Origin of the sequence: Taklimakanibacter albus, assembly GCF_016595235.1 — a bacterium.
Taxonomy (GTDB): Bacteria; Pseudomonadota; Alphaproteobacteria; order Rhizobiales; family Aestuariivirgaceae; genus Taklimakanibacter; species Taklimakanibacter albus.
In genome coordinates this window covers 1,969,249-1,987,364 of sequence record NZ_JAENHL010000008.1, presented here as the reverse complement: position 1 = coordinate 1,987,364, position 18,116 = coordinate 1,969,249, and the positions used below count along the sequence as shown (strand labels likewise).

Sequence of the window (18,116 nt, the reverse complement as noted above, 5' to 3'; positions counted from 1 at the left end):
GAAAATCAACCCGGAAAACAGAGGGTTTCCGGGCAGGAGGACCCTTATGCCCAAAATTGCCCGCGAAATTCATCTGGTGAAACGTCCCACAGGTCTGCCGGGGCCTGACAGCTTCCGGCTGGCCGAACGCCAGCTTGCCGAACCGGTGTCCGGCCAGCTCCTGGTCCGCAACCAATGGATCTCGGTCGATCCCTATATGCGCGGCCGCATGACCGAGAAGAAAAGCTTCATCCCGCCTTTCGCGCTGAACGAGGTGATGGAAGGGGCGGCAGTCGGCATCGTCGAGGAAAGCCGCGATCCCGCCTTCAAGCCGGGCGACACGGTCAGCCACTTTGCCGGCTGGCGCGACCTGGCGCTCATCGACGCGGCGGGCGCCGCGGTGGTCGATCCAGCCTTCCCCTTGCAGGCCTATCTGGGCCCGCTCGGCTTTCCTGGGCTCGCTGCCTATGCCGGCTTCCTGCGCTTGGGCGAGCCGAGGCCCGGCGAGACTGTCTTCGTGTCGGCCGCGGCGGGTGCGGTCGGCTCGCTCGTCGCCCAGATCGCCAGGATCAAGGGCAATCACGTGATCGCCTCCGCTGGTTCGCCGGACAAGATCGATTGGCTGCTCAAGGAAGCGGGTGTCGATCAAGTGATCAACTACAAGACCGAGAAGGACATCACCGCTGCCTTGGCTAAGGCAGCGCCCAGAGGCATCGACATCTATTTCGACAATGTCGGCGGTGATCATCTCGAAGCGGCGATCGCCAATGCCAATGACTTCGCGCGCTTCACCCTGTGCGGCATGATCGCCCAATATAATGGCGAGCCGATAGGCCCCCGCAACATCTATGCCGTCATCGAAAAGAGCCTGAAGCTCCAGGGCTTCATCGCCTCCAACCATCTCGATCTCTGGCCCGACTTCCAGCGCGACATGAAGCAATGGATCACCGACGGCCGCATCAAATGGAAGGAGACGGTCGTCGAAGGTCTCGAAAATTCCCCCCAGGCTTTCCTCGACATCTTCGCCGGCGCCAATGCCGGCAAGATGCTGGTCAAGCTCGGTTGAGATTAAGGAGCATCACATCATGACCAAATCCCTCCTCATCATCGGCGGCTCAGGCTTCGTCGGCGCCCAGACCGCACGCGCCTTGCGCAAGCTCTATCCGGATACGCCGATCACCATCGGCGGCCGCGATCTGCAGAAGGCAGAAGCCGTTGCCGCGACGCTCGGGAACGCCGATGCCGTGGCCATCGATCTCGACCGGCGCGATCTGGGCCTCGATCCGAGCCGCCGCTTCTCGGCCATCGCCATGTTCGTCAAGGATCACACACTCAACTCGATGCGTTACGCGCAAGCGACGGGTGCCGCCTATGTCGGCGTCTCGACCGGCGCCTATGAGATAGGGCCGGAAACGGCGCTTTACATGCATCGCCCCAATGCCTCGGCCATTCTCTTCAACAGCACCTGGCTTGCCGGCGCCGCTCTGCTGCCGGCGCTCCATTTCGCCAGGGACTTCGACCGCATCGACGGCGTCACGATTTCCGCCGTGCTCGATCCGCGCGATATGGGCGGGCCTGCCGCTTCCGCCGATTTCGACCGCTTGCTGATGGCGGCACCGCAGAGCACTTATCTCAAGGACGGCAAATGGACCTGGACCACGGAAGAGGACAAGAAACGCGTGGTGCGCATGAGCGACGGCGTTGAATTGCGGGCCACGCCCTATACCCCCTTCGATCTTCTGAGCCTGTCGGCGTCGACGATGGCGAAAAACCTGCGCTTCGATCTGGCAGTTGGCCAGCCGGATGAATCGTCACCGGATGTCGTCGCCGAGATCATCATCGAGATCGACGGTGAGAAGAACGGCAAGCCACACAAGGCCCGTCATGTTCTGTCGCATCCGCAGGGCCAGGCGCCGGTCACGGCAGCGGGCATCGCGGTAGCGCTCGAACGTCTCGCCGGGCTTGACGGCAAGGATCCGCCGGCGCCGGGTCTCTATTTTCCCGACCAGTTGATCGCGCCTGAGCATCTCATCGCGCGATTGAAGGAATTCGGCATGCGTATCGAGGTGTAGCGCACGGCATCAGGAAAGGTATTCGCCGACACGCAGCAGCGGGGCGGAGCAGTCCGTCTCCTCGCGGAACAGCCTGGTGGCGAGGTCAAGAAACTCGTCCTGCGTCATCAGGTCTGCATTCCCCAGATTCGAACGTGAGCCGGCGCAGTCAAAAATACCCAGCATGCGGCTGCCAGTGAGGCTCTCTTCCAGGCTGATGAACCTGACCACCCGCTGCTTTTCGGTGTCGAGTACGGCGAGCGAGAAGGGATAGCTGATCATGCCGGGCCGGCCGGTCCTCGACTGGACCACGGTTGGCGGGTCCTTGAGCAGCAGGAGAAGATACGAGCCGCAGGTGAAGACCGCCGCCGGCTGGGCAACACGTAAATCGGGCATGCTGCCGACCGCCTCGAACGGCTGGCCATCGCTGCCCAGCCTGTATTGCGGAATTTTGAAGAGAGTCTTGGCGCCCATGAGTTTCGATCCTAATCCGAAACAAGGATCGAAACCAGCCTGCTGCAATTCGAACACGATAGATTTATTTCAGCAGGCCCTTGAGCGCGGCGCGCGAGATGCATTTGCCGAAATTGCGTCCGGGCTGGATCACGCGGGTGAAGCAGCCGCTGCTGCCGCCGAGCCTGACCCGGACGCGGCCTTTGACCCGCACCGAGCCGGAACTGCCAGCGTTGAAGCCGAAAGTCGCCTTCGGCACATCGCCGGTCACCGGATAGCCGATCGCCACGAGGTGCTGGCGCACTCTTTTGCAATAGTCGACCGACTTGACCGAGAACCGCGTCTCGCCATGGCCGGCGCGGTATTTCATCACCGTGGTGCAGATGTCCTTGTTGGAGAGGCGCCATGCCCCTGCCAGATATTCCGTGCCATAGGCGATGTTGTTTTCAGGCTTGGCCAGCGCCTCGCGGCTGCCCTTGAAACCCAGCATGTCGGCGGTTGAAGGCAGGATCTGCATGAGGCCCACTTCGCCGACATCGCCGACCGCTCCCGGATCATAGCCGCTTTCGACTCGCATCACAGCATCAACAATCGCGAAGGGGATCTGGTTGCGCTGCGCTTCCGCCTTGCCGATGCGCTGATAGAGCACCTTGCCGCTGGAGGTCTCCTCGAGCGGCGGGCGCGCCGAGGCCATCCCTGCGCTCACGAGGAAGGCCAGGCCGGACATGATTACGAGGATTGCGCGCGCCATTGCCTACTGTCTCGCCGGTTCCATCGCATCTGAATGGTTCGAATTTAGGGCCGGATCCAGGGACCATTGTCGCCCTTCCAGCAGGTTCAGGCATTCGATGGCCATCTCTCGAACCTCTCGCCAAAACGGTTCCCGCTTGAGCGCGAGACCCGTCCACGATTCGGCGCTCTCTTCTCCTCGTATCTCATCAAATTTGTCGTCGAGCCTGGTCAAGGCCTCGATCTGCTCCGGCGTCAGGCCAAGCGCGTGCCGCCAACCGAGCGTTCCCCGCTCGGGGTCGCCGCACGCGCCTCTGAACGAATCATCATATTCCAGTACAAGCTCTTCCGCGCTGATCCAGTCATCTTCCTGTTTCATCTTCATGAAACGGAAGATATGCTGAAGATACGCAATCTGCTCACTGGCGGGCCGGGCGAGGTTAGCCAGGCTGCGGAAAAGTTCACGCTGAAAGTAACTGACGCTTTGCGCGTCACGTTCCGCCTGTGCAAGGCGCGCCCGCACATGTTGCTTCATCCGCTGGCGCTTCTTCCAGTTCAGCGGCGACAGAGCGCGATCGAGCGTTCGATAGGCCCGGCTGTCCTTAATTCTCGTCCATCTTGAGCGCCGCAATGAAGGCCTCCTGCGGGATCTCGACCTTGCCGAACTGGCGCATCTTCTTCTTGCCTTCCTTCTGCTTGTCGAGAAGCTTGCGCTTGCGCGAGATGTCGCCGCCGTAACATTTGGCGGTCACGTCCTTGCGCAGCGCGGAAAGCGTTTCACGCGCGACGATCTTGCCGCCGATCGCCGCCTGGATCGGAATCTGGAACATGTGGCGCGGGATGAGCTCTTTCAGCTTCTCGCACATCACGCGCCCGCGCTGCTCGGCGCGGCCCCTATGCACGATCATGGCGAGCGCGTCGACCGGCTCGGCATTGACCAGGATGCCCATGCGGACGAGGTCGCCCTCTTCATAACCGACCATCTTGTAGTCGAAGCTGGCATAGCCGCGGCTCACCGATTTGAGCCGGTCGTAGAAATCGAACACCACCTCGTTGAGCGGCAGGTCATAGACCAGCATGGCGCGCGTGCCGGCATAGGTCAGCTGCTTCTGCCGTCCGCGCCGGTCCTCGCAGAGCTTCAGGATCGAGCCCAGATATTCGTCCGGCACCAGGATGGTCGCTTCGATCCACGGCTCCTCGATCGAGGTGATGTAATTGGCCTCCGGCAGGTCGACCGGATTGTGCAGTTCGATCTGGTCGCCGTTGTTGAGATTGACCTTGTAGATGACCGACGGCGCCGTGGTGATCACATCGACATTGAATTCGCGCTCGATGCGCTCGCGGATGATTTCGAGGTGAAGGAGGCCCAAGAAGCCGCAGCGGAAGCCGAAACCGAGTGCCGCCGAGGTCTCCATATCATAGGAGAAGCTCGCATCATTGAGGCGGAGCCGGCCCATTGCCTCGCGCAGATCCTCGAACTTCGCCGCATCGACCGGGAAGAAGCCGGCGAAGACGACCGGCTGCGCCGGCTTGAAGCCCGGCAAGGCGGCGGCCGCCGGATTCTTCTCATCCGTCACCGTGTCGCCGACGCGTGTGTCGGCCACTTCCTTGATGGCGGCCGTGAAGAAACCGATTTCGCCCGGACCGAGCTTGTCGATCATTTCGCGCTTGGGTCTGGAGATTCCGACACGCTCGACCTGATAGGCGCCGCCGGTCGCCATCATCTTGATCTTCTGACCTTTGCGAATCTCGCCATCGATCACGCGCAGCAGCACGACGACGCCCAGATAGGGGTCGTACCAGCTGTCGATGAGCAGCGCCTTCAAGGGGGCATTGCGGTCGCCCTTGGGCGCCGGCAGCCGGTTGACGATGGCTTCCAGCACATCCGGCACGCCGAGCCCGGTCTTGGCCGAGATCTCGACCGCGTCCGAGGCATCAATGCCGATCACGTCCTCGATCTGCTGGCGGATGCGCGCGGGCTCGGCGGCGGGCAGGTCGACCTTGTTGAGGACGGGGATGATCTCGTGATTGTTGTTGATCGCCTGATAGACATTGGCCAGCGTCTGGGCTTCCACGCCCTGGCTCGCATCGACGACGAGGAGCGAGCCCTCGCAGGCGGCCAGCGAACGCGACACCTCATAGGCGAAGTCGACATGGCCGGGCGTGTCGATCAGGTTCAGCACATATTTTTCCCCCGATTTCGCCGTGTAATCGAGGCGCACCGTATTGGCCTTGATGGTGATGCCACGCTCGCGCTCGAGATCCATGGAATCGAGGATCTGGTCGACCATTTCGCGGTCGGTGACGGCGCCGCACAGCTGGATCAACCGGTCGGCGAGGGTGGACTTGCCGTGGTCGATATGGGCGATGATGGAGAAATTGCGAATATGGCTGAGATCGGTCATTTGAAGGGCTTGATGGCAGGCGCACCCCGCCCCGTCAAGCGCCGCGCATAACGCGCGCAGGCCGCCGCCGGCATTCCGAAAAGATCATGCGCAAACAAAAAGATAGAGCGTGACGGGCGGGACCTGCCGAAGCCTTGGTACTTTCCCTCTGGATTGTAGTTTAGAGCTATTCTAAACAAGAAACATGAAAGCCTTTGCCGACCTCACCGAACAAGAGATCCTGGCGCTCGCGATTTCGAGCGAAGAGGACGATTCCCGTACCTATCTGGCCTTCGCCCACGCGCTGATGGAGAAATTCCCGGCCTCGGCGAAGGTTTTCGTCGAAATGGCCGAGGAAGAGCAGGCGCACAAGGCCACCCTGACCGACGCCTATCTGAAGAAATTCGGCGATTTCATCCCACTCATCCGGCGCGGCGACGTCCGTGGCTTCGTGCGCCACCCCCCGGTGTGGCTGTCAAAGCAGATGACGCTCGAAACCATGCGCCAGCGGGCCGAGGTGCTGGAGCTCGAAAACATGCGCTTCTACACCAAGGCGGCGGAACAGGCGCAGGATCCGGCCATCCAGAAACTCCTGACCGAGCTCGCTCTGGCCGAGAAGGAGCATACCTCGCTCGCCGACCGGCTCGGCCTCAAGCATCTGACCCCTGATGCCAGGCTCGATGAGGCCGATGCGAAGCAGAAATTGTTCCTCCTCCAGGTGATCCAGCCGGGCCTGGTCGGCCTGATGGACGGGTCCGTCTCGACCCTGGCCCCGCTTTTCGCCGCGGCCTTCGCGACCCACAATACCTGGGAGACCTTCCTCGTCGGCCTTGCCGCCTCTCTGGGCGCCGGCATCTCGATGGGCCTTGCCGAGGCGCTGTCCGACGACGGCAAGCTCTCCGGCCGCGGCCGGCCTTTGATCCGCGGCCTTGCTTCCGGGTTCATGACGACGCTGGGCGGCCTCGGCCATGCCTTGCCCTATCTCATCCCGGATTTCTGGACCGCCACCGTCGTCGCCATGATCGTGGTGTTCTTCGAGCTGTGGGCGATTTCCTGGATCCGCTGGAAATACATGGACACGCCGTTCCTGCGTGCCGCCTTCCAGGTGGCGGTCGGCGGCGCCCTGGTCTTCCTCACCGGTATCTTCATCGGCAGCTCGTGATTGGCAGGTCGCCGGCACCTGTTTATAATCTGCCACGAGCATGATCACGCGGCTTGCCATATCCGGGTACCGCTCGCTGCGTGACGTCACGCTGGCGCTCGGCCGGCTGAACATCGTCACCGGTGCCAATGGCAGCGGCAAATCGAGCCTCTATCGCGCCTTGCGTTTGTTGTCGGATGTCGCGCAAGGCCGCGTGATCGCCTCGCTCGCCGCCGAGGGTGGCCTGTCCTCGACGCTTTGGGCGGGGCCTGAAAAATTCAGCCGCGAGATGAAGACCGGCCGGCATCCGGTCCAGGGCACGCGCCGCGGAGGTCCGATCAGCCTCCAGCTCGGCTTCTCTTCGGAGGATTACGGCTACGCCATTGATCTCGGCTTGCCGCCGCCATCGACCTCACGTTTTGCGCTCGATCCCGTCATCAAGGTCGAGGCGGTGTGGACCGGCGAGCTTCTCGGCCGCGCCAATGTCATCGCCGAGCGCCACGGCGCCCACTCCCGCTTGCGCGAAAGCAAATCCGGTACCTGGCGCGACTGCGCCGAACATCTGTCGCATTTCGACAGCGTGATGACCCATCGCGCCGATCCGCTCGACGGCTGGGAGCTGCTTCTGCTGCGCGAGCGCATGCGGCAATGGCGCTTCTACGACAATCTGCGCACCGACCGTGAGGCGCCAGCGCGCCGGCCGCAGGTCGGCACCTTGACGCCTATCCTCGCCGGAGACGGCAGCGACATCGGCGCGGCATTGCAGACGATTATCGAGATCGGCGACCGGGATGCGCTCGCCGACGCCGTCGCCGACGCCTTCGACGGCGCCAGCCTCGATGTGAATGACCGTTTCGAGGTGGAGATGAGTCAGCACGGGCTCTTGCGCCCGCTGAACGTCGCCGAGCTCTCCGAAGGCACGCTCAGATATATTCTGCTGATCGCCGCACTTCTGTCGCCCCGCCCGCCCGAGCTGATGATCCTCAACGAGCCGGAGGCGAGCCTGCATCCCGATCTCATCGCGCCGCTGGCGCGTCTGGTGACCAAGGCGGCCGAGCGCTGCCAGATCATTCTCGTGTCGCATTCGTCGCAGCTCGTGGCGGCGCTCGACCGGCATCCGGACGGCTGGCTGGTCCAGCTCGAGAAACAGCTCGGCGAAACGATCGTCATGGACCGCACCGCGCCGCCATGGAAATGGCCGTCGCGATGAAAAACGTTCTCTTCGTCTGCAGCCAGAATCGCTTGCGCAGTCCGACCGCCGAGCAGGTCTTCTCGCGCCGCCCCGATATCGAGGTCGCCTCGGCAGGCACCAATCACGACGCCGACACTCCGCTCACCGCGGAACTCGTCGAATGGGCCGATATCATTTTCGTGATGGAGAAGACGCACCGTAACAAGCTGCAGCAGCGTTTCCGCGCATCGCTGAAGAAAGCGCGCGTCATCTGCCTCGATATTCCGGACGAGTTCGAATTCATGGACCCGATGCTCGTCCGCCTGCTCGAGACGAGGGTGTCGCGCTATTTGCCGTGAATGCGGTGGCTCTCGGGCATTTTCCCCCTCTCCCGTCCGCAGGATGGGAGAGGGTGGCCGAAGGCCGGGTGAGGGCTCTTAAGACGTTCCGTAGCTCTTGCAGAAGAGCCCTCATCCGCCCTTCGGGCACCTTCTCCCATTGCTTCGCAACGGGAGAAGGGAAATTTCTGGGAGCAGGCTAGCTTGCTCAGCTCCGCAGCACGCCGCCGGTCGCCTTGTGGACCTGCGCCACGATCTTCTGCGACAGGGCCTCGATCTCTTCCTCGGTCAGCGTCTTCTCGCGCGGCTGGATCGTCACCTCGATGGCAAGCGACGCCTTGCCGGCTTCGAGCGTGCCGCCGGCGAAGCGGTCGAACACCACGACATCGGAGACGAGCTGCTTGTCGGCGCCCTTGGCCGCCTTGACGATCTTGTCGGCCTCGATCGCCTCATCGACGACGAAGGCGAAGTCGCGCTTGAGCGCCATGAGATCGGAAGCCTTCAGCGCGGCGCGGGTGCTGGTTCTCGTCTTGGTGCCCGGTATGGCGCTGAGATTGACCTCGAAGGCGACCAGCGGGCCCTTCACGTCCATTTCCGCCAGGATGCGTGGATGGATCTCGCCGAAGGTCGCAAGTTTGTTCTGCGGGCCCATCTGGATCGTGCCGGAACGGCCGGGATGATACCAGGAGGGCGCCTCCGCCACGACCTGCATGGTCTGGACCTGTGCGCCTGCCGCTTCGAGCACCGCCAGCGCGTCGGCCTTGGCGGTGAACACGTCGACGGCGCGCTGGCCGCCTTGCCAGTTGCGCGGCACGACATCGCCGCGCCGCGTGCCGGCAGCGCGCAGGGTTTCATCCTCGGGCTTATCACCCGCATAGGCCTGGCCCACCTCGAACAGCGCCACGTCCTGGAAGCCGCGCGCCATGTTGCGTCCCGTCGCCGCGATGAGATTGGCGAGCAGCGACGGCCGCATGTCGGAAAGCTCCGACGAGATCGGATTGGCGAGCACGAGGTCGCGGTTGCGCTGGCCGTTGTTGAAGAGACGCGCATGCGCCTCGGGCAGGAACGACCAGGTGACGGCTTCATTGAGGCCGCGCGAGGCGAGCGTGCGCCGCGCCTGGATCATGCGTCGCTGCAGCGGGCTCAGCACCGGCTTGGCGATCGGCGACAGCCTGGGCATCTCGGCGAAGGGCACATTGTCGAGCCCGTAGATGCGGCAGACTTCCTCGACGAGATCGGCCTCGCCATGGACATCCGGCCGCCAGGACGGCACGGCGCAGAGAAGGCCGTCCGGCTTCTCCGTCACCTCGAAGCCGAGCGCGGTCAGGATTTCCTTCTGCTGGGCTTCCGAGACCTCGACGCCGCCGAGATTGGCGACGCGCCGGCGCCGCAGGAGATAGCTGCGCTGTGTGTCCGGCACATGGCCGGCGACGACGAGCTCGGAGGGTTCACCGCCACACAGCTCGAGGATCATCTCGGTGCCGAGCTCGGCGCCCGTCTGCGTGAAGGCCGGATCGACGCCGCGCTCGAAACGGTAGCGCGCATCGGACTGGACGCCGAGCTTGCGCCCGGTGGCCGCGGTGCGCAGCGCGTCGAAGTAAGCGGATTCGAGGAAGACATTGACGGTCTTGTCCGATACGCCCGATTCCTCGCCGCCCATGATGCCGCCCAGGGCTTCCGGGCGGCGTTCATCGGCGATGACCGTCATATTGGCGTCGAGCCAATAGGTCTTGCCGTCGAGCGCGCGCAGATATTCGCCACGCTTGGCGAGCCGGGCATGGATCGAGCCCTTGATCTTGTCGGCATCGAACACATGCAGCGGCCGGCCATAGGTGAAGGTGATGTAGTTGGTGACGTCGACCAGGGCCGAGATCGGCCGGAGCCCGATCGCCTTCAGCCGGTTCTGCAGCCATTTCGGCGACGGGCCGTTCTTGACGTCCTTGATATAGCGCCCGACGAAAAGCGGGCAGGGGCTGACATCGCCGCCATCGAAGATCAAAGACACGCCGATCGGCGATTTGAACTTGCCGGCGATGGCCGGAATCTTGATCGGCTTCAGCGTGCCGAGGCCCTTGGCGGCGAGATCGCGCGCGATGCCGTGGATGCCGAGCGCATCCGGGCGGTTCGGCGTGACCTTGATATAGATCATCGGATCGGAGAGGCCCAAGGCATCCGCCGCCGATGAGCCGATCGGCGCCGTCTTGTCGAGCTCTATGATGCCGTCATGCTCGTCGGAGAGCAAAAGCTCGCGCTCCGAGACCAGCATGCCGTTCGATTCGACGCCGCGGATGACGCCCTTTTCGAGCGTGATCTTGGTGCCGGGAATATAGGCGCCGGGCGGCGCGAAGATCGCCTTCATGCCGGTCTTGGCATTGGGCGCGCCGCACACGACCTGGACCATGCCGGAGCGGGTCAGGACGTCGCAGACGCGCAGGCGGTCGGCATTGGGATGCTGGCGCGCTTCCTTCACATAAGCGACGGTGAAAGGGGCGAGCCCCTTCGACTTGTCCTCGACCGCTTCGACCTCGAGGCCGACGCCGATCAGGCCGTCGACGATCTGGTCGAGGGTGGCCTCGGTGTCGAGATGATCCTTGAGCCAGGAGAGGGTGAATTTCATCAGGAGAGCCCTCCGGCGAGAGTGGGAACAGCGAGCGAGCGGAAGCCGTAATGGCGCAGCCAGCGCAGATCGGCCTCGAAGAAGGCGCGCAGATCGGGGATTCCGTATTTGAGCATGGCGATGCGGTCGAGCCCCATGCCGAAGGCCCAGCCCTGATAACGCTCAGGATCGAGGCCGCCGGCCTTGATCACGCTCGGATGCACCATGCCGCTGCCGAGAATCTCGAGCCAGGAAGAGCCTTCGCCGATCTTCACCTGGCCGCCTTCCCATGAGCAGTTGATGTCGATTTCCATCGACGGCTCGGTGAACGGGAAATGCGAGGCGCGGAAGCGCATCTTGACGTCGTCGATCTCGAAGAACGCCTTACAGAATTCGGCGAGCGCCCATTTGAGATGGCCCAGATGCGTCTCTTCGTCGATGACGAGACCTTCGATCTGGTGGAACATCGGCGTATGGGTCTGGTCCGAATCCGAGCGGAAAGTGCGCCCCGGCGCGATGATGCGGATCGGCGGCTTGCTTTCCAGCATCGAGCGGATCTGCACCGGCGAAGTGTGGGTGCGCAGCAACATGCGCGACCCGTCGGCCTTGGGCTGCAGATAGAAGGTGTCGTGCTCCTGGCGCGCCGGATGCTCGGGCGGAATGTTGAGCGCGGTGAAATTGTAGAAATCGTTTTCGATATGCGGACCTTCGGCGACGGAGAAGCCCAGATCGCCCCAGATCTGCACCACTTCTTCCCACACCTGGCTCACCGGATGGATCGAGCCTTGCGCTTCGGGCCGCGCCGGCAGCGTGACGTCGACCTTTTCGGTGACGAGCCGGGCTTCCAGCGTCTTGGCCTGGAGCGCTGACTTGCGCGCCGAGAGCGCCTCGGTGATCTTGTCCTTGAGCGCGTTGAGCTCGGCGCCCGCCGTCTTGCGCTCTTCCGGCGCCATGCCGCCCAGCGTCTTCATGCGCTCGGAAATGGCGCCCTTCTTGCCCAGCGCCGAAACGCGCAAGGATTCGAGCTCGGTTTCATCCGCGGCGCTGGTGATGCCGTCGATCAGCGATTGTTCGAGGTTTTGCAGACTCATCTTTTGGGTCTTTCAACGAAAAAGGCCGGGCCGATGACGCTTCGTGAAGCGCCAGCGAAAGCCCGGCCCGAACCGATGGATGCTGACGAGGCTCAGAGAGCCGCTTTCGCCTTGTCGACGAGAGCAGCGAAAGCCTGAGGCTCGTGCACGGCGAGATCAGCCAGAACCTTGCGGTCGATCTCGATACCGGCCTTGCCGAGCCCGTTGATAAATCGGCCGTAGGTGAGGCCGAGTTCGCGGCTCGCCGCATTGATGCGCTGGATCCACAGAGCGCGGAAATTGCGCTTCTTGGTGCGCCGGTCGCGATATTGATACTGTTGCGCCTTCTCCACCGCCTGCACGGCGACGCGGAAGATGTTCTTGCGGCGGCTGAAATAGCCGGCGGCGCTCTTGATGACTTTCTTGTGGGCGGCTCTGGCCGTTACACCACGCTTGACGCGGGACATGTCTTAACTCCTTGCAGCAGCTTAGCGGGCATAAGGCATATGAATCTTGACCAAGCGCTCATCGCCCTCGGCCAGAATCATGGAGCCCCGCTGGTTACGGATCTGCTTGTTGCTGCGCTTGATCATGCCGTGGCGCTTGCCGGCCTGGCCGGCCTTGATGCGGCCGTTCGCCGTGACCTTGAATCGCTTCTTGGCCGACGACTTCGTCTTCATTTTGGGCATTTCGCTATCCTTTCGGTGCACAATAAAAGACCGCCCTGGCATGCCCTTTACAGGCCAGGCGGTTTGAACGGGCCGGGTTATGACGGAAGCCCAAGGAAAATGCAAGCGGGCTGCTGATATGACCTAACGGCATGACTTGCCGGAGGGAGCCCGCCGGCCCCACATTCGGGAACCACCATAGGCAAGGGAGGCCCCATGTCCAAGCTCCGCTTCACCACCGCCCTCATCATCGGCTCAGGCGCGGGTCTGAGCGCTTCCCTGGCCCGGCTCCTGGCCGAGCAGGGGCTGAAAGTGGGGCTCGCCGCCCGCAATCCCCAGAAGCTGGCCAGCCTTGCCGCCCAGACCCGGGCGAAAACCTTCGCCTGCGACGCCGCCGATCCGGCCCAGGTCGAAGCCCTGTTCGCCGAGGTCGACAAGGCCTTGGGCCCCCCGGATGTGGTCATCTACAACGCTTCCGGCCGGCTGCGCGGCCCCCTGGTCGACCTCGACCCGGAGGACGTGGCCGAGGCCATCGCCGTCACCGCCTATGGTGGTTTCCTGGTCGGCCAGCAGGCGGCCCGGCGCATGGTGAAGCAGGGCTCCGGCGCCATCCTGTTCACCGGCGCCACCGCCAGCATCAAGGGCTATCCGCTCTCCGCCCCCTTCGCGATGGGTAAATTCGCCCTTCGCGGCCTCGCCCAAAGCATGGCGCGGGAACTGGGACCGCAGGGCATCCATGTCGCCCATTTCGTCATCGACGGCGCCATCCGCAATCCCGGCCGCAGCGAGCCCGCCGACAAGCCCGACAGCATGCTCGATCCCGACGCCATCGCGCGCTCCTATCTCGACATCCTGATGCAGCCCCGCAGCGCCTGGAGCTGGGAGCTCGAGGTCCGCCCCTGGGTGGAGAAGTTCTAAAAGATCACACCTCTGAGAAGTGAGGCGGCTCTTCCCCTCGCCCCGCGAGAGCGGGGAGAGGGAGGGGCCCATTGCGCAGCAATGGGAAGGTGAGGGGCACCCGGTCCCTTGGTGCAACGAAAAGCGGGTCTACCGCAAAAGTTGCATTAGTCAGAAATGGGTAACAGGGATGCCCCTCACCCTCCTAACCCCTCTTCGAGGGGCGAGGTGTAGCTGCATCACTCCGCCGGCTTCGTCTTCCAGCCGGCCATCCACAGATCCCTGAGCTTGTCGCCCTCATTGCGGAAATACGCCCCCGTCGCCTTGCAGTCCTGCGTACGGTCGAGGCGGAAATTGCGGATCGCCTTGCGCAATTCACACCAGGCGACGATCATCGCGGCATCGAGATAATAGATGAGCGCCAAGGGCCGGATGACGCGCGTCGTGAGCTTGCCCTGCTCGTCGCGATAAGCGAGCTCGAGCTTCTCCTCCTCGCGGATCGCCCGCCGCAGCAGTGTGAAATCGACATTGGCGGGCTGGGGCGCGATCGGTCCCCAGGCATGCAGCGCGCCCGCCGACACCAGCTGGCGCAAGGGGGCGGGCACCGCCGCGGCGATCTTCTGCTTCACTTTCTTCGCCGCCGCCGTGAGCTCCTTGTCGCCGGTGCGCTCGATCAAGGCCAGTCCCAGCACGACCGCCTCGGTCTCCTCGATGGTGAACATCAAGGGCGGCAGGTCGAAGCCCGGGCGGATGATGTAGCCGATGCCGCGCTCGCCATCGATCGGCACCCGCATCGCCTGGAGGGCGCCGATATCGCGATAGATCGAGCGCACCGTGACCTCGAGCCGTTCGGCGATGACCGCCGCCGTCACCGGCCGTTTCGCCACCCGGAGGATCTGGATGATCTCAAAGAGCCTCGATGCTTTCCGCATGGTCCACAAGATCGCGATGAGTTTGGGTTGATTCAACCCAAACTCATGAACGCGATCGATCCTTATCTGTTAGCGCGGGATTCCTGCGAAAAACCGGTGTCCACTTTTTCGCATCCCGCGCTGCCGCAACTGACACTGCCCTGGCCATTGGCCGGTCTTATAGCCCGCCGAGACTGATTGAGAAACGGTGGACTCTATATGACCTATCCCGAAGCTTTGTGGATCTTCTTCATCCTGCTCGCCGGCATCATCATCGTGCCGGGCATGGACATGATCTATGTGATGGCCAATGCATTGACCGGCGGCCGCAAGGCCGGTCTCACCGCCACTTTCGGCATCATGGCCGGCGGCGCCTTCCACACTGCTTTCGGGGTTTTCGCGGTCGTCGGCATGAGCCAGCTGGTGCCGCAGATCTATGCCCCGATGCTGATCGCCGGCGCGCTTTATATGATCTGGATCGGTGTGACGCTGGCCCGCAGCAGCATCGTGATGGGGAAGGTCGACGGGAGCAGCGCGCGCTCGCTCCTGACAATTTTCGCCCAGGCCGTCGTCACCTGCATCCTCAATCCCAAGGCCTGGCTGTTCGTGCTTGCCGTCTATCCGCAATTCATCAGGCCGGCTTTCGGCCCCTTGTGGTCGCAGGCGCTGGTGATCGGCATCATGGTGGCGGCGGTGCAGTTCGCCGTTTATGGCGGTCTGGGCCTCATGGCGGCCGCCGGGCGCAATGCGATGGCCGGCAGCCCGGCCTTCACCATCTGGTCGGGCCGCGTTGCCGGGCTGCTTCTGATCGCGGCGGCGCTCTTAACTTTATGGCGGGGCTGGCAGGGCCTTTGAGCCGGCGCAGATGCGCGACGAGGCTCAAGGCGCCGATCGTATAGGCGCTCGCCAGGAGAATTTTGATGATGCGGGTCGCGAACAGCTCTTCCGAGCCGCCGGGGAGCGGTGCGACGCCGAGGCCGAGGATCAGCAGGAAGGTCGCAAAGGCGATGGCATAGACGGGCGCCTTCGGTCCGCCGATCGCGATCCGCTCGCCGAACCACAGGCCCAGCGCCAGGACGATGAGGACGAAGAAGACGAGGCTGCCGCCCAGGACGACGAATTGATAGGCGAGTACGCCCACGGCGCCGCCGACGACATTGCCGAGGATGATCGCCGCCGCGATGCGGCCGCTCTGCTCCGGCTCCACCGCGCGCAGCAGGTTGAGCGCGATCATCAGGACGATGATGTTGTCGATGTCGCCGCGCATGATGAAGGCGACGAGGACGGGAAGCAGGATAAGCGTGTCGGACAAGGCGATGCGTGCTGCCAGCACCGGCTCGTGAGCCGGCTGAGCGGGCGGCGGCGTGGCGCTCGCGTCACCGATGGCGGGCGCCGGGATGAGCCAGTAGATGATCCAGACGGTGACGATCGCGGCGATGCTGCCTTGGATGAGCGCCGTCATGAACAGCCAGGCGAGATCGAACGAGATCGTATGGATCACCGGAATGCAGCAGAAGGCGATCTGGATCAGCAGCATGAGGGCGCTGGGCGCGCCGCGCCGCTGGCCGTAGAAGCTCAGGCAGATCACCAGGCTGATCAGAAGCAGAAGAACCACCGGCGTGAGCGAGGTGAGTGTCGAGATGCCGAGCGCCACCGACGTCGCGATCAGGATGACGAGGGGGACGGCGGCGCCTTGCAGGAATCCGGGTGCTTTTCGAGAGGCCGCCAGAAACTGAACGGCGAGCATCGGGGCGAGGAAGCTGAATTCCCAATCGGCCAGTTCGGCGATGGTGAAGGCGAGCGTCGCGGCAAGTGCGATCCTGAGTGCGTGCCGCCGGGCGGCGATCTCGATCCCGCGTGGCTGCGACGCGTCCATGTCAGCCGAGATAGCTGAAGTAGGACACCAGCGTGATCCACAGTCTTCCGATGGCGTCGGTCAGCGCTGATCCGCCGGTATAGACGACGATATTGGCCTGCGAGCCGAGCCGGATTCCCTTGGGCTGGCCGTCCGGCTCGAACTGCACGCGCACCGGGAAACGTTGGGCGTCACGTATCCATCCGGTGGAGTTCCTGACCACGGGTAGGCCGGTGGCGGGGTCGATGTCGCGGCTGTCGACGCCCCAGCCGATGCTCTCGATCTTGCCGGCATAGACGCGTCCCGGGCGTATATCGAGGACGATGTCGGCGCTATCGCCGGTCGCGATATTCTCGATGCTGTTCTCGCGGAACTGCGCATCGATCCAGATCACCTCGGCATCGATGAAGGTGAGGACCGCCTGGCCGGTCGAGACATATTGACCGGTCGCGAGCTGCAGATTGGTGACGACGCCATCCGATGGCGCCCGCACGATCGTGTCGGTGAGATCGCGTCTGGCCTTGCGCAGGCTGGCCTGTGCCTGGCGAATCTGCGGATTGTCGGCGCCCTGCGGACCCAGATTCTGCCGGGCCTGCTCCACATCGGCCTTGGCGCGATCGGCATCGGCGATTGCCGCGTCGAGGGTAGCGGTGGCCTGGTCGCTTTTCGCTTTGGCGTAAATGCCCTTCTTGACCAGTTCGAAGATACGCGCCGTCTGCTCGCGGATATTGATCAGCTTTGCCTCGGCCTCGGCAAGGCGGGCTTCGGCGGAAGCGAGTGCCGCCGTCGAGGCTCCCACCGATTGGCCGGCGGCGGCCAATTGCGCTTCCGCCGTCTCCACGGCGATCTCGTAGCGCTCGCGGTCGATCTCGAAGAGGATCTCGCCGGTCTTGGCGATCTGGTTGTCGATGACATTGACGGCGCTGATGCGGCCCGACACGTCGGCGGCGAGACGCACGACATAGGCCTGGACGGTCGCCTGCGCCGTATAGGGCGTGAGACGGTCGGCGAAGAGGCTGTAGGTGAAAAAAACGGCGCAGAGAAGCAACACGATGCCGGTCAGGCGCCGGATCGGGTTCTTGGGCGCCGGTGGGCTGGCGGCGGTGGACTCCTCGTTGTCCGTGCTTTCGAGCCTGGGCTTGCGGGCCATCGCGGCGCCTCTAGCTGTGCGGCAACGGCTTGGCGATCAGTCCGAGATCGGTGCCGGCCGATATCATCAGCTGAACCGCGAGGCCCGCGAGCAGGATCCCGACGACCTTGCCGACGATCATGAGGGCTCCCGGACCGACGAATTTGATGATCTTGTCGGCGAGCAGCAGGACGATGAGGTTGATCGCCAGGACGATCAGGGCCAGCACCAGCAGGATGGCGATATCGCCCATGGTTTGGGCGCCCGCTGCGACCGTCACGATGGCGACGATGCCTTGCGGTGTCGCCATGAGCGGCATGGCGAGAGGATAAACGGCGATATCGGCGGAGGGAGGGACATTGTCCACCTGGCCCTTTTTCTCCTCGCCCAGGACCATGTGCAGGGCGAAGAGCAGGAGGATCAACCCGCCGGCGATCTTGAGCGCCGGCAGCGAGATATGGAAGACTTTCAGGATGAACTCGCCGGCCAGAACGAAGAGGACGATCACGATCGTGGCCGTGATGACGGTCTTGATGGCGACATGCCGACGGAATGCCGCGTCGGCCTTGGCGGTGAGCGTCGCATAGACGATGGCCGCCTTCAGCGGACCGATGGTGATCAGGAGAATGACAAAGATGTCGGCTATCCCGAAGGGCATTCCCGCCTCCCTTTTATATGCGCGTCAAGGTATTTGACGTAAGGAAAGCGGAATAGTTGGACCATAGCCCTACAGGCGAGCTACCG

At 63.5% G+C, this 18,116-nt stretch carries 19 protein-coding genes; 7 read left to right on the top strand and 12 right to left on the bottom strand.

Features of this window, described 5'->3' with window-relative positions; translation table 11 throughout:
- The first annotated feature begins 46 nt into the window (after positions 1 to 46).
- Positions 47 to 1,045 carry an NADP-dependent oxidoreductase gene (locus JHL16_RS32435; protein WP_200188975.1) on the top strand — a complete coding sequence of 333 codons (999 nt, stop codon included), beginning with the start codon at positions 47 to 49 and terminating at the stop codon, positions 1,043 to 1,045.
- A gap of 19 nt (positions 1,046 to 1,064) precedes the next feature.
- The gene (locus JHL16_RS32430) at positions 1,065 to 2,051 is read left to right on the top strand and encodes a saccharopine dehydrogenase NADP-binding domain-containing protein (protein WP_200188974.1); all 987 of its coding nucleotides are present in this window, start codon (positions 1,065 to 1,067) and stop codon (positions 2,049 to 2,051) included.
- 9 nt (positions 2,052 to 2,060) lie between these two features.
- Here the strand turns inward: JHL16_RS32430 and JHL16_RS32425 are convergent, their stop codons facing one another.
- From JHL16_RS32425 to lepA, 4 genes are all read right to left on the bottom strand, one after another.
- A complete protein-coding gene (locus JHL16_RS32425) occupies positions 2,061 to 2,504 on the bottom strand; it encodes a hypothetical protein (protein WP_200188973.1) in 444 nt (147 codons plus the stop codon).
- A gap of 64 nt (positions 2,505 to 2,568) precedes the next feature.
- Positions 2,569 to 3,234 (bottom strand): lytic transglycosylase domain-containing protein, encoded by a 666-nt coding sequence (locus tag JHL16_RS32420; protein WP_200188972.1) that lies wholly within the window; start codon positions 3,232 to 3,234, stop codon positions 2,569 to 2,571.
- Between the two features lie 3 nt (positions 3,235 to 3,237).
- The gene (locus JHL16_RS32415) at positions 3,238 to 3,843 is read right to left on the bottom strand and encodes a hypothetical protein (protein ID WP_200188971.1); all 606 of its coding nucleotides are present in this window, start codon (positions 3,841 to 3,843) and stop codon (positions 3,238 to 3,240) included.
- Positions 3,815 to 5,617: a translation elongation factor 4 gene (lepA, locus tag JHL16_RS32410; RefSeq protein WP_200188970.1), complete on the bottom strand. Its 1,803-nt coding sequence runs from the start codon at positions 5,615 to 5,617 to the stop codon at positions 3,815 to 3,817. The genes JHL16_RS32415 and lepA overlap by 29 nt, the downstream gene beginning before the upstream one ends.
- Positions 5,618 to 5,801: 184 nt before the next feature.
- On the opposite strand from lepA, the gene mbfA reads away from it, so the two are divergent.
- The 3 genes from mbfA to JHL16_RS32395 are packed head-to-tail and all read left to right on the top strand — an operon-like array spanning position 5,802 to position 8,267.
- Positions 5,802 to 6,758, top strand: a complete 957-nt coding sequence (gene mbfA, locus JHL16_RS32405; protein ID WP_200188969.1) for an iron exporter MbfA — start codon at positions 5,802 to 5,804, stop codon at positions 6,756 to 6,758.
- A gap of 40 nt (positions 6,759 to 6,798) precedes the next feature.
- The gene (locus JHL16_RS32400) at positions 6,799 to 7,947 is read left to right on the top strand and encodes an AAA family ATPase (RefSeq protein ID WP_200188968.1); all 1,149 of its coding nucleotides are present in this window, start codon (positions 6,799 to 6,801) and stop codon (positions 7,945 to 7,947) included.
- The gene (locus JHL16_RS32395; RefSeq protein ID WP_200188967.1) at positions 7,944 to 8,267 is read left to right on the top strand and encodes a low molecular weight protein tyrosine phosphatase family protein; all 324 of its coding nucleotides are present in this window, start codon (positions 7,944 to 7,946) and stop codon (positions 8,265 to 8,267) included. Before JHL16_RS32400 ends, JHL16_RS32395 begins: the two co-directional genes overlap by 4 nt.
- 187 nt (positions 8,268 to 8,454) lie before the next feature.
- Here the strand turns inward: JHL16_RS32395 and pheT are convergent, their stop codons facing one another.
- From pheT to rpmI, 4 genes are all read right to left on the bottom strand, one after another.
- Positions 8,455 to 10,863 (bottom strand): phenylalanine--tRNA ligase subunit beta, encoded by a 2,409-nt coding sequence (gene pheT, locus JHL16_RS32390; protein WP_200188966.1) that lies wholly within the window; start codon positions 10,861 to 10,863, stop codon positions 8,455 to 8,457.
- Positions 10,863 to 11,933: a phenylalanine--tRNA ligase subunit alpha gene (gene pheS / locus JHL16_RS32385; protein WP_200188965.1), complete on the bottom strand. Its 1,071-nt coding sequence runs from the start codon at positions 11,931 to 11,933 to the stop codon at positions 10,863 to 10,865. The genes pheT and pheS overlap by 1 nt, the downstream gene beginning before the upstream one ends.
- A gap of 92 nt (positions 11,934 to 12,025) precedes the next feature.
- Positions 12,026 to 12,379: a 50S ribosomal protein L20 gene (gene rplT, locus JHL16_RS32380; RefSeq protein ID WP_137854680.1), complete on the bottom strand. Its 354-nt coding sequence runs from the start codon at positions 12,377 to 12,379 to the stop codon at positions 12,026 to 12,028.
- Positions 12,380 to 12,400: 21 nt separating this feature from the next.
- A complete protein-coding gene (gene rpmI / locus JHL16_RS32375) occupies positions 12,401 to 12,601 on the bottom strand; it encodes a 50S ribosomal protein L35 (RefSeq protein ID WP_137854679.1) in 201 nt (66 codons plus the stop codon).
- Positions 12,602 to 12,796: 195 nt separating this feature from the next.
- Here rpmI and JHL16_RS32370 point away from each other — a divergent pair, with 195 nt between their 5' ends.
- Positions 12,797 to 13,498: an SDR family NAD(P)-dependent oxidoreductase gene (locus JHL16_RS32370; RefSeq protein WP_200188964.1), complete on the top strand. Its 702-nt coding sequence runs from the start codon at positions 12,797 to 12,799 to the stop codon at positions 13,496 to 13,498.
- Between the two features lie 218 nt (positions 13,499 to 13,716).
- On the opposite strand, the gene JHL16_RS32365 is transcribed toward JHL16_RS32370, so the two are convergent.
- Positions 13,717 to 14,409, bottom strand: a complete 693-nt coding sequence (locus tag JHL16_RS32365) for a helix-turn-helix transcriptional regulator (RefSeq protein WP_200188963.1) — start codon at positions 14,407 to 14,409, stop codon at positions 13,717 to 13,719.
- 198 nt (positions 14,410 to 14,607) lie between these two features.
- Between JHL16_RS32365 and JHL16_RS32360 the strand changes: the two genes are divergently transcribed.
- Positions 14,608 to 15,243 (top strand): LysE family translocator, encoded by a 636-nt coding sequence (locus JHL16_RS32360; protein ID WP_200188962.1) that lies wholly within the window; start codon positions 14,608 to 14,610, stop codon positions 15,241 to 15,243.
- Here JHL16_RS32360 and JHL16_RS32355 read toward each other — a convergent pair.
- From JHL16_RS32355 to JHL16_RS32345, 3 genes are read right to left on the bottom strand one after another with little or no spacing between them, the layout of a single operon-like run.
- Positions 15,158 to 16,264 carry a DUF2955 domain-containing protein gene (locus JHL16_RS32355; protein ID WP_200188961.1) on the bottom strand — a complete coding sequence of 369 codons (1,107 nt, stop codon included), beginning with the start codon at positions 16,262 to 16,264 and terminating at the stop codon, positions 15,158 to 15,160. The two genes, JHL16_RS32360 and JHL16_RS32355, sit on opposite strands and share 86 nt — an antisense overlap.
- A 1-nt stretch (position 16,265) precedes the next feature.
- Entirely contained in the window at positions 16,266 to 17,393 is a 1,128-nt protein-coding gene (locus tag JHL16_RS32350; RefSeq protein WP_200188960.1) for an HlyD family secretion protein, read from the bottom strand.
- Positions 17,394 to 17,403: 10 nt separating this feature from the next.
- Positions 17,404 to 18,030 carry a MarC family protein gene (locus tag JHL16_RS32345; RefSeq protein ID WP_200188959.1) on the bottom strand — a complete coding sequence of 209 codons (627 nt, stop codon included), beginning with the start codon at positions 18,028 to 18,030 and terminating at the stop codon, positions 17,404 to 17,406.
- Positions 18,031 to 18,116 lie beyond the last annotated feature (86 nt).

What these genes read in the sequence shown, in the direction of transcription:
- rpmI (WP_137854679.1), bottom strand. Translation starts at nt 12,601, where the DNA reads ATGCCCAAAATGAAGACGAAGTCGTCGGCCAAGAAGCGATTCAAGGTC.
- mbfA (WP_200188969.1), top strand. Translation starts at nt 5,802, where the DNA reads ATGAAAGCCTTTGCCGACCTCACCGAACAAGAGATCCTGGCGCTCGCG.
- JHL16_RS32420 (WP_200188972.1), bottom strand. Translation starts at nt 3,234, where the DNA reads ATGGCGCGCGCAATCCTCGTAATCATGTCCGGCCTGGCCTTCCTCGTG.
- JHL16_RS32345 (WP_200188959.1), bottom strand. Translation starts at nt 18,030, where the DNA reads ATGCCCTTCGGGATAGCCGACATCTTTGTCATTCTCCTGATCACCATC.
- JHL16_RS32395 (WP_200188967.1), top strand. Translation starts at nt 7,944, where the DNA reads ATGAAAAACGTTCTCTTCGTCTGCAGCCAGAATCGCTTGCGCAGTCCG.
- pheT (WP_200188966.1), bottom strand. Translation starts at nt 10,863, where the DNA reads ATGAAATTCACCCTCTCCTGGCTCAAGGATCATCTCGACACCGAGGCC.
- JHL16_RS32350 (WP_200188960.1), bottom strand. Translation starts at nt 17,393, where the DNA reads ATGGCCCGCAAGCCCAGGCTCGAAAGCACGGACAACGAGGAGTCCACC.
- rplT (WP_137854680.1), bottom strand. Translation starts at nt 12,379, where the DNA reads ATGTCCCGCGTCAAGCGTGGTGTAACGGCCAGAGCCGCCCACAAGAAA.
- lepA (WP_200188970.1), bottom strand. Translation starts at nt 5,617, where the DNA reads ATGACCGATCTCAGCCATATTCGCAATTTCTCCATCATCGCCCATATC.
- JHL16_RS32435 (WP_200188975.1), top strand. Translation starts at nt 47, where the DNA reads ATGCCCAAAATTGCCCGCGAAATTCATCTGGTGAAACGTCCCACAGGT.
- JHL16_RS32355 (WP_200188961.1), bottom strand. Translation starts at nt 16,264, where the DNA reads ATGGACGCGTCGCAGCCACGCGGGATCGAGATCGCCGCCCGGCGGCAC.
- JHL16_RS32370 (WP_200188964.1), top strand. Translation starts at nt 12,797, where the DNA reads ATGTCCAAGCTCCGCTTCACCACCGCCCTCATCATCGGCTCAGGCGCG.
- pheS (WP_200188965.1), bottom strand. Translation starts at nt 11,933, where the DNA reads ATGAGTCTGCAAAACCTCGAACAATCGCTGATCGACGGCATCACCAGC.
- JHL16_RS32360 (WP_200188962.1), top strand. Translation starts at nt 14,608, where the DNA reads ATGACCTATCCCGAAGCTTTGTGGATCTTCTTCATCCTGCTCGCCGGC.
- JHL16_RS32365 (WP_200188963.1), bottom strand. Translation starts at nt 14,409, where the DNA reads ATGCGGAAAGCATCGAGGCTCTTTGAGATCATCCAGATCCTCCGGGTG.
- JHL16_RS32400 (WP_200188968.1), top strand. Translation starts at nt 6,799, where the DNA reads ATGATCACGCGGCTTGCCATATCCGGGTACCGCTCGCTGCGTGACGTC.
- JHL16_RS32430 (WP_200188974.1), top strand. Translation starts at nt 1,065, where the DNA reads ATGACCAAATCCCTCCTCATCATCGGCGGCTCAGGCTTCGTCGGCGCC.
- JHL16_RS32425 (WP_200188973.1), bottom strand. Translation starts at nt 2,504, where the DNA reads ATGGGCGCCAAGACTCTCTTCAAAATTCCGCAATACAGGCTGGGCAGC.